The sequence below is a fragment of the Sphingomonas yabuuchiae genome, assembly GCF_001477495.1.
In the GTDB taxonomy this organism is placed as follows: domain Bacteria; phylum Pseudomonadota; class Alphaproteobacteria; order Sphingomonadales; family Sphingomonadaceae; genus Sphingomonas; species Sphingomonas yabuuchiae_A.
Genome location: NZ_LDTF01000070.1, coordinates 26,431 through 40,028 on the forward strand (window position 1 = coordinate 26,431; position 13,598 = coordinate 40,028).

The window sequence follows — 13,598 nt, forward strand, 5'->3', positions numbered from 1 at the left end:
ACCCCTTTTTTGACGGTTTTGCGTAAGTCGGGCCGCCAAAGCTGTGGATAACGTGATCGTCAGGACACAAACTGTTCCATCGTGATGCGGTCGTCGAGCGCATGTTCGGGGTCGAACATCAGCGTCAGTTCGCGCGAACGGTCCATGCAGATATCGACCTGCGCCACGTCGCGCACCTCGCGCTGGTCGGCGACGGCCGACACCGGGCGCTTGCCGGGGTCGAGGACCTTGATCGAGATGCGCGCCTTGTCGGGCAGGATCGCGCCGCGCCAGCGCCGGGGGCGGAAGGGGCTGATCGGGGTCAGCGCGATCAACGCCGAGCCGAGCGGCAGGATGGGCCCCTGGGCCGAGAAATTATAGGCGGTCGATCCGGCCGGCGTGGCGGCCAAGATGCCGTCGCACGCCAGTTCGGGCAGGACGATGCGTTCGTTGACCATGACTTCCAACTTGGCGGTCTGGCGGGTTTCGCGCAGTAGCGAGACCTCGTTGATCGCGGGCAGGGTATGGACGCGACCATCGATGCCGGTGGCGGTCATCTTCAGCGGGGTGACCCGGAACGGCTTGGCACGGGCCAGCCGGTCCTCCAGTCCATAACCGCGCCATTCGTTCATCAGGAAGCCGACCGTGCCCAGGTTCATGCCGAACACCGGCACGGCCCCGCGCCGCCGCTCCAGCATGCGGTGCAGCGTCTGGAGCATGAAGCCGTCACCGCCCAGCGCGATGACATAATCCGCCTCGTCGAAATCGACCCAGTCGGCGCTTTGCAGCAGGTCGGCGGCCGCGGTCTGGGCGGGCGCGGTGGGCGAGGCGACGAGCGCCCGCCGGACGGGGAGGGTCATCCGCCGGTCACGCTCATATGGCGCGACACGGCCGGGGCCGATCCCGCCTCGATACGGAAGTCATGCCGGGCGGGCTTGGCCGCCAGCCCCAGATCGATCGCCGTATCCAGCGCCTCGATGCCCCCGTTCCGCAGCGCGGCCTTTAAATCCACCTGATCCTCATGACCCAGGCACATATACAGCTTGCCCTCGGTCGTCAGCCTCACGCGGTTGCACCCGTCGCAAAAATTCGCAGTGAGGGGGGAGATCAGGCCCAGCCGGGTCTCGCTGCCCTCCACCTGCCAGTAGCGGGCGGGGCCGCCCGTGCGATGCCCGGCGCGGACCAGCGGGAATTCCGCCGCCAGCCGATCGAACACGGTGGTCAGCGGCAGGAAGCGATCCACCCGGTCCTCATCGATCGCGCCCAGCGGCATCGTCTCGATAAGGGACAAGTCCAATCGCTCCGAAACGCACCATGATAGCATCGAAGCGATTTCGTCTTCGTTCATCCCCTTGAGCGCGACCATGTTGATCTTGATCGCAAGCCCGGCGTCGCGCGCGGAAAGGATGCCATGGATCACCTGACCGACATCGCCGTGCCGGGTGATATGGCGAAACCGTTCGGGGTCGCGGCTGTCCAGGCTGACATTGATCCGGCGCACGCCCGCATCGACCAGCGCCCGCGCATGATCGGCCAGCCGGGTGCCGTTGGTGGTCATGGTCAGTTCGTCCAGGCCGTGCCCGACATGGCCGCCCAGCCGCTTGACCAGATCGACGACATCGCGCCGGACCAGCGGTTCGCCGCCCGACAGGCGGATACGCGTCACGCCGCGCGCGATGAACCGCTCGGCGATGATCGCGATCTCGTCCAGGCTGAGCAGCTTGGCGCGGGGCAGGAAGGTCATCTGCTCGGCCATGCAATAGCGACAGCGCAGGTCGCAGCGGTCGGTGACCGAGATGCGCAGATAGCGGATCGTTCGGCCATGCCGGTCGACCAGCGACCCGTCGGCCGGGCGCCGATCCGTCACAGCGACGGCATCCGCGTTATCGGACGAAATATCGGCACGTCCCATTGTCATGACGGTAGCCCCATGGCGGGACGCGAACAAGACGGATTGCCGTTGGTGATCCCAGTGGCGGTGGATAGGGTGCGCCCATGACGCAGGATGAATTCGGTTTTAACGCCCACCGCAGGGGAACGGCGATCTTTGCGCTTTCGTTCCGTCATCCTGCGATGCTGGACGAAGCGATCATCCGTGGCGGCTGGGCGATCTGGTCGATGGCGCCGCGCGACGGCGATCATCCGTCGGGCGATATGCTGGTCAGCGCCTTTCTGGCCAGCGAGGCGCGCGTCGCCCTGATCGATGCGCGGGGTGAAGGCGATTCCGGGCTCCGTGCGGCGCAGGCATTGGGGGCGGTGATCGCCGCGACGGGGGCCGCCATGCTGGTATCGGTGCCCGATTCGGACCCTGATACGCTGGACGCGTTCCTCGCGGCGGGAGCCACCCATATTCTGGAGCCCGATGCGGGCGAACCCATGGTCCATGCGGCGCTCAGACTGGCCGAGCGCCATGCCCGCCGGACGCTCGACGTACGGCGACGCCGCACCCATGCGGACGGCGAAGTGGGCGAAATCCATCGTTGGGTCGCCGATATCCTGGATCGGGGCGAGCCCTGCGTCGCGATCGTCGTGTCGCTGTCGCGGCTGGACCTGATCAACGCCGCCCATGGCCGACCGGCGGGCAATATGCTGTTGCGCGGGGTCGAGGCGCGGATGCAGGCAGTCGCGGCCGAGGCATTCGGAGACCGGGCAATCGTCGCCCGGTCGGGCGGTGCGGAGTTCGTCATGGCGGGCGTCGCCGATGGCCGACAGGCTCGGACCATTGCCGAAACGCTCGAGACACTGCTGGCCCAGCCCGTACAGGCGGGCGCGGTGCCGATCCGACTGGGCGTCCGGCTCGGTCTGTCTGAGGCGCGTCCCCATGAGGATCCCGCCAGCCTGCTCGCCCGGGCGGGTGAGGCACTGGCCCAGGCGCAGGCGAGTGACGGCGCGATGCTGCGCTTCGCCCATCCCGGCGATGTGGCGCCTTTGGACGTGCTGGCCGCCGACCTCCACCACGCCATCGAGCGGGGCGAGATCGATATCGTCTTCCAGCCGCAGGTCGCCATCCGCACCGGGCGTATCACCGGTGTCGAGGCGCTGGCCCGCTGGCGGCATCCGACCCTGGGGCCGCTGGGCGCCGACCCCCTTTTTGCTGCGGCCGAGCGTGCCGATCTGGGGTTGGCGCTGTCCGACCATATCCAGCAGGTCGCCCTGCAACGCGCGGCCCGCTGGCCCGCGCGGCTGTCGCACCTGCGCCTGTCGATCAACGTGACCGCCGCCGATATCGGTCGGGCCGGTTTCGCCCGCATCTTTCTCGACCGCGTGGCGGCCAGCGGCTTTCCGATCGCGCGGCTGACCGTCGAGATCACCGAGACCGGACTGATCCGCGAACTGGACCGCGCCGCGCAGGTGCTCGACACGCTGCGGGCGAAGGGCGTGCGGGTGGCGATCGACGATTTCGGCACCGGCTATTCCAGCCTGGCCTATCTCACCAGTCTGCCCATCGATTATCTCAAGATCGACCGCGCCCTGGTGACCGAGGTCGATGGAACGCGGCGCGACCGGGTGGTCGTTCGCGGGATCATTCGTATCGCGGCGCAACTCGGCATGGGAATCATCGCCGAGGGGGTGGAAACGGAAGCGCAGGCCCAGTTGCTCGGACGACTGGGCTGCGAAACCTATCAGGGTTTCCTGTGTGCCGCGCCGCTGGACGAAAAGGCGTTGCAGGCAATGGTCGAGGAGGAAATGGAATGCGCGGCCTGACGATCGCGGCAGCCTTTATGTTGCCGCCGATGGCAGTCCATGCCGCGGCCCCGGTCGCCGATCCGGCCGAAACCGCAATCCGGTCGGTGATGCTGGAAAGCGCGCAAGGGTGGAATGCGGGCGATCTGGACCGCTTCATGGCCCTCTATGCGCCCGATGCGGTGTTCGTCGGCAGCAAGGAGCTGATCCAGGGAAAGCCCGCTATTGCCGAGAGTTATCGCAAGAGCTTTACCGGTGGCGCGAACAGTCGCGGCCAGCTTCGCTTCGACTTTCTCCATCTCAAGCGGATCGGCGACCGCCGCATTCTTTTTGCCCGCTGGAACCTGTCGGGCGGCGCAAAGACCGAGAGCGGGATGACCACCCTGGTCTTCGAGCGCCGCGCCGATGGTTGGAAGATCGTCTCCGATCATAGCAGTTGATCAGCGGCGGGACGATCACCCCGCCGCCTTCGCCAATCCCTTCGACAATTGCAGCGCACCGTGCAGCCGCGCCTTGGCATCCGGCCAGGCGCGGTTGAGCACCAGCTTGCCGTCCGGGCGCAGCTTGGCGAGTTCGCCCAGCCGCTCGACATAGGCGAACAGCCCGTCGACATTGGGCGGGCGGTTGTCGTGGAAGGCGACCAGCACACCGCGCGGGCCGACATCCATCTTGGCGATGCAGGCCTTCTTGGCGTTCAGCTTGATCTTGATGACCTGGATCAGATTGTCGGTCGCTTCCGGCAAAGGCCCGAACCGGTCGATCATCTCGGCGGCGAATTCCTCCACTTCGCTGTGCTTTTCGAGGTCGTTGAGACGGCGATACAGCCCCATGCGCAGGTCCAGATCGGGGACGTAATCGTCGGGGATCAGGATGGGGGCGTCGACGGTGATCTGGGGCGAGAAGTCGCGCTTCTTCTCGAACGCGCCGCCCGCCTTGGCCTCCAGGATCGCCTCTTCCAGCATCGACTGGTAGAGTTCGTAGCCGACCTCCTTGATATGCCCCGACTGTTCGTCGCCGAGCAGGTTGCCCGCGCCGCGAATGTCGAGGTCATGGCTGGCCAGCTGGAAGCCCGCGCCCAGCGAGTCGAGGTCGGACAGCACCTTCAACCGCTTCTCGGCCGCCTCGGTCATCATCCGCTCGGGCGGCGTGACCATATAAGCATAGGCGCGAGTCTTCGACCGGCCGACCCGCCCGCGCAGCTGATAGAGCTGGGCCAGGCCGAAGCGGTCGGCGCGGTTGACGATCATCGTGTTCGCGGACGGAATGTCGATGCCGCTCTCGATGATGGTGGTGGACACCAGCACCTCGAACTTGCGGTCGTAGAAAGCGGACATGCGCTCTTCGACCTCGGTCGCCGACATCTGGCCGTGGGCGACGACATAGCGAACCTCTGGCACCTCCTTGCGCAGATATTCCTCGATATCCGGAAGGTCGGCGACGCGCGGGGTGACGAGGAAGCTCTGCCCGCCGCGATAATGTTCGCGCAGCAGCGCCTCGCGAAGGACCACCGGGTCCCAGGGCATGACATAGGTGCGCACCGCGAGGCGATCGACCGGCGGCGTCTGGATCACCGACAGCTCGCGCAGCCCCGACATCGCCATTTGCAGCGTGCGCGGGATCGGCGTGGCGGTCAGGGTCAGCATATGGACGTCGGCCTTCAGCGCCTTCAACCGCTCCTTGTGGGTCACGCCGAACCGTTGTTCTTCATCCACGATGACGAGGCCCAGCCGCTTGAACTCGACATTCTTGGCGAGCAGCGCATGGGTGCCGACCACGATGTCGATATCGCCCGACGCGGCACCGTCCTTGGTCCGCTTCGCCTCGGTCGCGGTGACCAAGCGGGAGAGGCGGCCGATCTTGATTGGGAAGCCCTCGAACCGCGCGACGAAATTGTTGTAATGCTGTCGCGCGAGGAGCGTGGTCGGACAGACGACCGCCACCTGCATCCCCGCCATAGCGGCGACGAAGGCGGCGCGGAGCGCGACTTCGGTCTTGCCGAAGCCGACATCGCCGACGATCAGCCGGTCCATCGGCTTGCCCGCGGTCAGGTCGCCCAGCACATCGTCGATAGCGCGGTCCTGATCGTCGGTTTCCTCATAAGGGAAGCGGTCGACGAATGCCGGATAGCCCGCGCTGTCGGGCTCGGCCACCTCGCCGGGGCGCAACGCGCGTTCGGCGGCGACGGCGATCAGCTCACCCGCGATCTCGCGGATGCGCTCCTTCATCTTCGCCTTGCGCCGCTGCCACGCCTCGCCGCCCAGACGGTCGAGCGTCGCCCCGTCCTCGCCCGAGCCGTAGCGGGTCAGGACTTCGAGATTCTCAACCGGCACATAGAGCTTGTCGCCGCCCGCATAGGACAAAGCGACGCAGTCATGCGGGCTTTTGCCGACGGGGATCGAGGTCAGTCCCTCATAGCGGCCGATGCCATGGTCCGAATGGACCACCAGATCGCCGGGCGAAAGCGTCGCAAGCTCGGCCAGAAACGCATCGGCCGACTTACGCCGCTTCTGCCGCCGGATCAGCCGGTCGCCCAGCATGTCCTGTTCGGTCAGCACCGCAATGCCCGGTGCGGTAAAGCCATGGTCGAGCGGCAGGACGACCAGCGCGACGCCGAAGCTCTTCGACGTATCGGCGATGCCCAGCGCTTCCTGCCAGGTCTCGGCCGCCTTGGCGCCCTTCAGCCCATGGTCCTTCAGCAGGCTGCCGAGCCGTTCGCGCGCGCCGACCGAATAGCTGGCGAGGACAGGCTTGCGGCCTTCCTTGCGCAAGCCTTCGACATGATCGACCACAGCCTCATAGATATTGGCGTGGACGGCGCGTTCGGGCGCGAAGTCACGCGCGCCATCGACCTCGAAATCGAGGACGGTCGCGCTTTGCGGCTCATGGAAGGGCGAGACGAGATGCGCGGTCGCGGCCTCCAGCCCTTCGCCCCATTCCTTGTCCGTGAGGTAGAGCGCCTTGGCGGGCAGGGGGCGGAAGCTGCCCGGCTGCGCGGCCTCGGCGCGTTTGCGGTTCTCATAATAATCCGCCACCGCCTCGAATCGCGCGGTTGCCGCCGCGGTCACGCCGCTGTCGCGCACCACCACCGCAGCCTCGCCGAGATGGTCGAACAGCGTCGACAGCTTCTCTTCGAACAGCGGCAGCCAATGCTCCATGCCCGCCATGCGCCGCCCCTCCGACACCGCCTGATACAGCGGGTCCCCGGTCGCCGTCGCGCCGAAGGTTTCGCGGTAGCGGGTACGAAAGCGCTTGATCGATTCCTCGTCGAGCAGCGCTTCGGAGGCGGGGAGCAGGGTGAAGCCCTCGACCCGGCCCGTCGTCCGCTGGTCGGCGGGGTCGAAAGTGCGGACACTCTCGATCTCGTCGCCGAAGAAATCGAGGCGCAGCGCCTGTTCCTCGCCGCTGGGGAACAGGTCGACCAGCCCGCCGCGCACCGCGAATTCGCCCTGGTCGTGCACCGTCTCGGTACGGACATAGCCGTTCGCCTGGAGCAGCGCCGACAGCTTTTCCAGCCCGATCCGCTCACCCGGTGCAAGACGCGCGACCAGCTGGCGGATGCGGAACGGCGTCAGCACGCGCTGCGTCGCGGCGTTCGCGGTGGTCAGGACGAGTTGCGGCGTCTTGGGCTTGGCCTGAAGCCGGTGGAGCCCCGCGATCCGCTCCGCCATGACGCGCAAGGTGGGCGAGGCGCGGTCATAGGGCAGGCAGTCCCAGGCCGGGATCTGCAACACCTCCAGCTCGGGCGCAAAATAGGTCGCGGTCGAGGCCAGTTCGCGCATCTGCGCTTCGTCGGCGCAGATGAAGACCGCGCGCGTTGTCGCGGCGCGCGCCAGATCGGCGAGCAGCACGGGCAGGAACCCCGCCGGAACGCCCGACAGGGTCAGCGGGCTCTTGGCGGTCAGGATCGTCTTGATATCGGGCATGGGGTTCCGAAGCTGGGGTCGTCGGGCAGGTGAACGGCTGAACTTGAATAAGTTACCGGGCGATCGGCACGAAATTCAGCGCGCGCATCCGCTGCATCACCGGGCCGTCCCACTCAGGCGGACAGGGCTGCGTACCGATCGCCCAGGCCATGATGTCGACATCCTGCTCCTCCAGCAGCGCCTCGAACCAGTCGAGTTCTTCCAGCGACAGCGTTTCATGATGCGCGTCGAAGAAGCCGCCGATCATCAGGTCGGCTTCCTTGGTGCCGCGATGCCATGCGCGAAAGCGAAGGCGCTTGATACGGGTTTCGTGGTCCATGGGGTTCCGATCCAACGAGATTAACGCCCGCACGCTCTGGCGGCGTGCGGGGGCTTGAGGCTATACGCACCCATCTAGTCATGCGTCCCGATATCCTCAATCCGCTGTTCGCCGAGGTCACGTCGCTGAAAGGCGTCGGGCCCGGCCTCGCCAAGCCGCTCGAACGCCTGCGCATCGCGCGCGTGGTCGATGTCGCCTTTCATTTGCCGACCGGCCATATCGACCGTTTCGCGCGGGACGAACTGATGGTTTCCGATGCGGGGAGGGTGATCGCCATCCCGCTGACCGTGAAGGAGCACCGCGTCTCGTCCTCCCCGCGCGGGCCGACGCGGGTGCGGGCGGAGGACGCGGCCGGGAACAGCGTCGCGCTCGTTTATTTCGGCGGCAATTCGGGTTGGGTGAAGAAGCTGCTGCCCATCGGCGAGACGAAAATCGTGTCGGGCCGCCTCGACCTGTACGGCCAGGATTTGCAGATCGTGCACCCCGATCTGGGCGACAGCACCGAGGGCTTTCGCGAGCGCGAGGCGATCTATCCGTTGTCGGAAGGGATCACCTCGCGGCGTCTGGGGGCGCTGGCGGTGCAGGCGGTGGAGCGCTCGCCCGACCTGCCCGAATGGATCGAGCCGGGGCTGAAGGCGCAGCGCGGCTGGCCCGACTGGCGCGAGGCCTTGGCGCGCATCCATGCCGATCCGGCGGATGCCAAGGCGCGGGAGCGGCTGGGCTATGACGAGGTGTTCGCCAACCAGCTGGCGATGACGCTGGTCCGGGCCGATACCCGCAAGCGGCGCGGGCGGGCGCTGAACGGCGACGGGCGGCTGCGTGACATGCTCAAGCTGCCCTATACGCTCACCGGGGCGCAGAGCCGGACCGTGCGCGAGATCGAGGGTGATCTCGCGCAGGACGCGCCGATGCTGCGGCTGCTTCAGGGCGACGTCGGCGCAGGCAAGACGCTGGTGGCGGCGATGGCGATGCTGATCGCGGTGGAGGCGGGGGCGCAGGCGGCGATGCTGGCTCCGACCGAAATCCTCGCCCGCCAGCATTACGAGACGCTTCGCAAGACGCTTGCCGGACTTCCGATTGAGATCGCGGCGCTGACCGGCCGCGACAAGGGCAAGGCGCGGGAAGCCACGCTGATGGCGCTGGCGGCGGGCGAGATCGACATTCTGGTCGGGACCCACGCCATCTTCCAGGAAACCGTGACGTACCGTGACCTGGCGCTGGTGGTGGTGGATGAGCAGCACCGCTTCGGCGTGGCACAGCGGATGATGCTGTCGGCCAAGGGCAAGGCCCCGCCGCACCTGCTCGCCATGACCGCGACGCCGATCCCGCGTACGCTGACGCTGGCCAATTATGGCGAGATGGATGTCAGCCGCCTGGACGAGATGCCGCCGGGCCGCCAGCCAATCGAGACGCGCGTGGTGTCCGAAGACCGGCTGGACGAGGTGGTCAACGCGCTTGGCCGTCATCTGTCGGACGGTGGGCAGGCTTACTGGGTCTGTCCGCTGGTCGAAGAAAGCGAGAAGTCCGACCTCGCCGCCGCCGAGATGCGTGCCGAAACCCTGCGCGCCCGGTTCGGCGAGCGGGTCGGCCTGGTTCACGGCAAGATGAAGCCCGCCGAGAAGGACGCGGTGATGGAGGCGTTCGCGGGCGGGCGTTTGGGCGTGCTGGTTGCGACGACGGTGATCGAGGTCGGCGTGGACGTGCCCAATGCCACGCTGATCGTGATCGAACATGCCGACCGCTTTGGCCTGGCGCAGCTCCACCAGTTGCGCGGGCGCGTCGGGCGGGGCGGGGGGCTGTCGCGCTGCCTGCTCCTGCGCGGCTCGCATCTGTCGGAGACGTCGCGGGCGCGGCTCGCCCTAATGCGCGAGACCAATGACGGGTTTCGGATCGCGGAGGAGGATCTGCGGTTGCGCGGGGCGGGCGAACTGCTCGGCACGCGGCAATCGGGGGAGATGGCGTTCCGGCTCGCCACGCCCGAAAACATGGCCGACCTGATGCAGTGTGCGCAGGACGATGCGCGGCTACTGATCGACCGTGACGGGGGGCTGGAGGCGCCAAGGGGGCAGGCGGCGCGGACGGCGCTCTATCTGTTTGAGCGCGATGCTGGCGTGGCGCTGCTGCGTTCGGGCTGAACGAAGCGGCGTTCGTGGCGTTGGGCGCGGATGGCTGCTGTCTTTCCGCTCATCCTCGTCCTGATCGCCGGTCTCGGCCTGGCGATCCAGCCGCCGACCAATGCCGCGCTCGCCAAGGCGTCGGGCTCGGTCGTGCTGGCCGCGCTGACTTCGTTCCTGATCGGGACGGTGGTGTTGGCGGTAGCCTGGGCGGCCATCGACCGGACGAGTCCGGCGGCCTTGAAGGGCGCGCCGGGTTGGGCATGGCTCGGTGGCTTCTACGGTGCGGGGTTCGTCGCGGTACTGGCCTATGCCGCGCCGCGGCTGGGGATTTCAGTCGCGCTGACCGCCGCCATCGCCAGCCAATTGGTGGCGGCGCTGGTTGTCGACCATTTCGGGCTGTTTGGGGTGAGGGTCGAGCCCGTGACGATCGGGAAAATCGTCGGTGTTGCGCTGGTGATTGCAGGGGCGGTGGTCGTGCGGCGAGGGTGAGGCGCAGCCCGTACCCCGGCGGAGGCCGGGGTCCAGTTGCTTTGCGGTTGATGGGGCGGAGAAAATGCCTCCCACGCACCCTTATCCCGCTTCGTCGACCTGGTAGAAACTGGGCCCCGGCCTTCGCCGGGGAACAGCCTTTATGGAAAGTACGTCGGTCCGAAGCTCTGTTCAGTCTCGGTGAGGTCGAAGGGCATCAACCCGCCGTGAGCAATCCGTGGTTCTTTTTACCCGACGACAGCTTCACCGGCTCACCACCCACGGCGATGACGGCATTCTCGTCCGCCACCTTCTCGCCATCCACACGCGCACCGCCGCCCGCGATCAGCCGCCGCGCCTCCCCCTTGGACTTGGCAAAGCCCAGCCCGATCAGCGCGTCGATGATGGAAACCGACCCGCCCTCGACCGCAAAGCTCGGCAATGCCGCACCCGCCGCACCTTCCTCGAAGGTCCGCCGTGCGGTTTCCGCCGCTTCGTCCGCCGCCGCGCGGCCACGGCACATGGCAGTGGCTTCGTTGGCGAGGATTTTCTTGGCCTCGTTGATCTCTGCGCCTTCCAGTGCCTCCAGCCGGGCGATCTCGTCCAGCGGCAGGTCGGTGAATAGCCGCAGGAAGCGGCCCACGTCACGGTCGTCGGTGTTGCGCCAGAATTGCCAGTAATCGAAATGCGGCAGCTGGTCCTCGTGCAGCCAGACGGCGCCGGACATGGTCTTGCCCATCTTGCCGCCATCCGCCGTGGTGATGAGCGGGGTCGTCACGCCGAACACCTCGGTCCCGTCCATGCGGCGGGCGAGCTCGATGCCGTTGACGATATTGCCCCATTGGTCCGACCCGCCCATCTGCAACCGGCAACCGTGACGCTGCGCCAGCTCGCGGAAGTCATAGGCTTGCAGGATCATGTAGTTGAATTCGAGGAAGCTGAGCGACTGCTCGCGGTCGAGGCGCAGCTTCACCGAGTCGAACGACAGCATCCGGTTGACCGAGAAATGCTGACCCACTTCGCGCAGGAAGGGAATATATTCCAGCTTGTCGAGCCAGTCGGCATTGTCGACCATGACCGCGTCCGTCGGGCCGTCGCCGAAGGTCAGGAAGCGCTCGAAGATGCGCTTGATCGAGGCGACATTGGCCTTGATCCCGTCCTCGCCCAGCAGCTTGCGGGCTTCGTCCTTGAAGCTGGGGTCGCCGATTTTGCCGGTGCCGCCGCCCATCAGCACGATCGGCTTGTGACCCGTCTGCTGCATCCGACGGAGGAGCATGATCTGCACCAGGCTGCCGACATGCAGCGAGGGCGCGGTCGGATCGAAGCCGATATAACCCGGCACCACGCCGCCTGCGGCCAGACGGTCCAGTGCGGCGCCGTCGGTCATCTGGTGGACGTAACCCCGTTCATCCAGGGTGCGAAGCAGATCGGAAGTGTATGCCATGATGACTGGCCGTTACACCGCCGATCCGCGTTCGTCACCCCAAAGGCATCAGGGGATCAGCGACAGACCGTACGTCCGTTACGCTCGACATAGTTGCACGGGCGATAGCCCGAACCCCGGCCCGTATAATTGGTGTAGTCGCCCTGCGAGCGTGGATCGACATAGCCGGGGGTGCGGCGCGCCCGGTCATATTCGCGCGCGACACGGGCCTCGCGGCGCGCTCGCCAGTCATTGCCGCGCCAGCCCCGGTCGTCCCGCCAGCCGCGCCGTTCACCCCGCCAGTCGCGGCGATCCTCGCGCCAGTCGCGACGATCGCGCCGGTCCCGGTCGTAGCGGGGACCATCGTCACCGCGCCAGGATTGCGCCTCGGCGCTCGCCACCGGCAGGACCGTCGTTGCCGCGACGCCCGTCACGGACAGGCCGATCGCCGCCAGAACATGGAACATCTTCTTCATACGCCAACTCCCAGGGGCACCGGCCCCGTGTTCGTTTTCAACCTATGACAGGTCGTGGCGTTCCGAATCCTGAACCACCCGTTAGGCGGTGTTCATGAAGCAGGCGCGGGTCATGGCCTGGGCAACTGGCTGAGCGGATCGACGGGCGTGCGGCCCCGGCGCAGCTCGAAATGCAGCTCGGGACGGTCGGCAAAGCCGGTCTGCCCCGACAGCGCCAGCGTCTGTCCACGCTTCACGCTCTGGCCGCGCTGGACCATGAGCTTGGAGGCATGGCCGTAGACGCTGGTCCAGCCATCGCCATGCTTGACGATCACCAGCCCGCCCAGCGCGGCGATACCGTCACCCACATAGGCGACCACGCCGTCCGCCGTCGCCTTGATCGGCGTGCCGACCGGCACCGCGATCTTGACGCCGTCATTGCGCTCGCCGCTCGAGCCCGCGCCGAACCGCTTCACGACGCGGCCGTCGACCGGCCAGGCAAAGCCGGAGCGCAGCCGCGCGGGCGCCGCGACCACGGCGGTCGGCGGCAGCACGCGGCGCGGCGTCGCGCTGGGTTTGGCCGGCTCCTGGTTGCTGGCGAGCGCGGGCTCGCCGCCGGTCAGGATGTCGTCGACGTCCAGCCTGAAGGCGGCGGCGCGCTCGGCCGCACTGCTGAGCGAGGTAGCGCCGGGGGCCGTGCCGGGGATCAGGATGCGCTGCCCCGCGCGCAGGACATAGGGTTCGCTGAGCGCATTGGCCTCGACGATGCGCGACCAGGCGACGCCATAGGCCCGGGCGATGGCGATGCCGCTCTCGCCCGAACGGACCAGATGATAGCGGCCGCCGGGAATGGTCAGGCGCTGGCCCGCGCGGATCATGAAGGGCGGGGCAAGGCCATTGGCGCGGGCGATGACCTCCGATCCGGCGCCCGTGCGATCCGCCACGGCGCGCAGCGTGTCGCCGGGCTTCACGACATAGATGCTCTCCGCGATCTCGCGCGCATCGGGCGCGACGGGGCGCACTTCCCAGGACGGGCGCGGGGCGGGGAACGACGATATGGGCGCGGCCGGCGGCGCATGGGGGATCGGTCGCTGGACGACGGGGGCCGCAGCCGGTGGGCGCTGGGCAGGTCGCCGCGTCGAAACGGGCACCGAGCGACGGATGGCCGGGCGGGTGGAACCCGGTCGGGACACATCGGGGCGGGGGGCGGGCGCTGCCTCCACAGGCCGC

11 protein-coding genes are annotated in these 13,598 nt (G+C 67.5%); 4 read left to right on the top strand and 7 right to left on the bottom strand.

Translation table 11 applies throughout. The features are described 5' to 3' along the window. Positions 1-59: 59 nt before the first annotated feature. Positions 60-839, bottom strand: coding sequence for an NAD kinase (locus NS355_RS12640; RefSeq protein ID WP_058746045.1), 780 nt, complete (start codon positions 837-839; stop codon positions 60-62). Further along, on the bottom strand, positions 836-1,891 hold the full coding sequence (gene moaA / locus NS355_RS12645; protein ID WP_430727013.1) for a GTP 3',8-cyclase MoaA: 1,056 nt from the start codon (positions 1,889-1,891) through the stop codon (positions 836-838). Before moaA ends, NS355_RS12640 begins: the two co-directional genes overlap by 4 nt. Before the next feature lie 83 nt (positions 1,892-1,974). Here moaA and NS355_RS12650 point away from each other — a divergent pair, with 83 nt between their 5' ends. After that, a complete protein-coding gene (locus tag NS355_RS12650; protein ID WP_153008212.1) occupies positions 1,975-3,684 on the top strand; it encodes a putative bifunctional diguanylate cyclase/phosphodiesterase in 1,710 nt (569 codons plus the stop codon). Continuing rightward, entirely contained in the window at positions 3,672-4,103 is a 432-nt protein-coding gene (locus NS355_RS12655; protein WP_058746046.1) for a YybH family protein, read from the top strand. The genes NS355_RS12650 and NS355_RS12655 overlap by 13 nt, the downstream gene beginning before the upstream one ends. 15 nt (positions 4,104-4,118) lie before the next feature. On the opposite strand, the gene mfd is transcribed toward NS355_RS12655, so the two are convergent. Beyond that, positions 4,119-7,586: a transcription-repair coupling factor gene (gene mfd / locus NS355_RS12660; protein ID WP_058746047.1), complete on the bottom strand. Its 3,468-nt coding sequence runs from the start codon at positions 7,584-7,586 to the stop codon at positions 4,119-4,121. A 52-nt stretch (positions 7,587-7,638) separates the two neighbouring features. After that, a complete protein-coding gene (locus NS355_RS12665) occupies positions 7,639-7,905 on the bottom strand; it encodes a succinate dehydrogenase assembly factor 2 (protein ID WP_058746048.1) in 267 nt (88 codons plus the stop codon). 80 nt (positions 7,906-7,985) lie between these two features. Here NS355_RS12665 and recG point away from each other — a divergent pair, with 80 nt between their 5' ends. Both recG and NS355_RS12675 read left to right on the top strand, forming a co-directional pair. Continuing rightward, entirely contained in the window at positions 7,986-10,040 is a 2,055-nt protein-coding gene (recG, locus tag NS355_RS12670; RefSeq protein ID WP_058746049.1) for an ATP-dependent DNA helicase RecG, read from the top strand. A gap of 30 nt (positions 10,041-10,070) precedes the next feature. Beyond that, complete coding sequence (locus tag NS355_RS12675; RefSeq protein WP_058746050.1) at positions 10,071-10,511, top strand: DMT family transporter; 441 nt, start codon at positions 10,071-10,073, stop codon at positions 10,509-10,511. Positions 10,512-10,707: 196 nt separating this feature from the next. Here NS355_RS12675 and tyrS read toward each other — a convergent pair whose 3' ends face one another. From tyrS to NS355_RS12690, 3 genes are all read right to left on the bottom strand, one after another. Further along, positions 10,708-11,934 carry a tyrosine--tRNA ligase gene (tyrS, locus tag NS355_RS12680; RefSeq protein WP_058746051.1) on the bottom strand — a complete coding sequence of 409 codons (1,227 nt, stop codon included), beginning with the start codon at positions 11,932-11,934 and terminating at the stop codon, positions 10,708-10,710. Positions 11,935-11,990: 56 nt separating this feature from the next. After that, complete coding sequence (locus NS355_RS19220) at positions 11,991-12,389, bottom strand: hypothetical protein (protein WP_058746052.1); 399 nt, start codon at positions 12,387-12,389, stop codon at positions 11,991-11,993. A gap of 110 nt (positions 12,390-12,499) precedes the next feature. Further along, positions 12,500-13,453, bottom strand: a complete 954-nt coding sequence (locus tag NS355_RS12690) for a M23 family metallopeptidase (RefSeq protein WP_058746056.1) — start codon at positions 13,451-13,453, stop codon at positions 12,500-12,502. Positions 13,454-13,598: the final 145 nt, after the last annotated feature.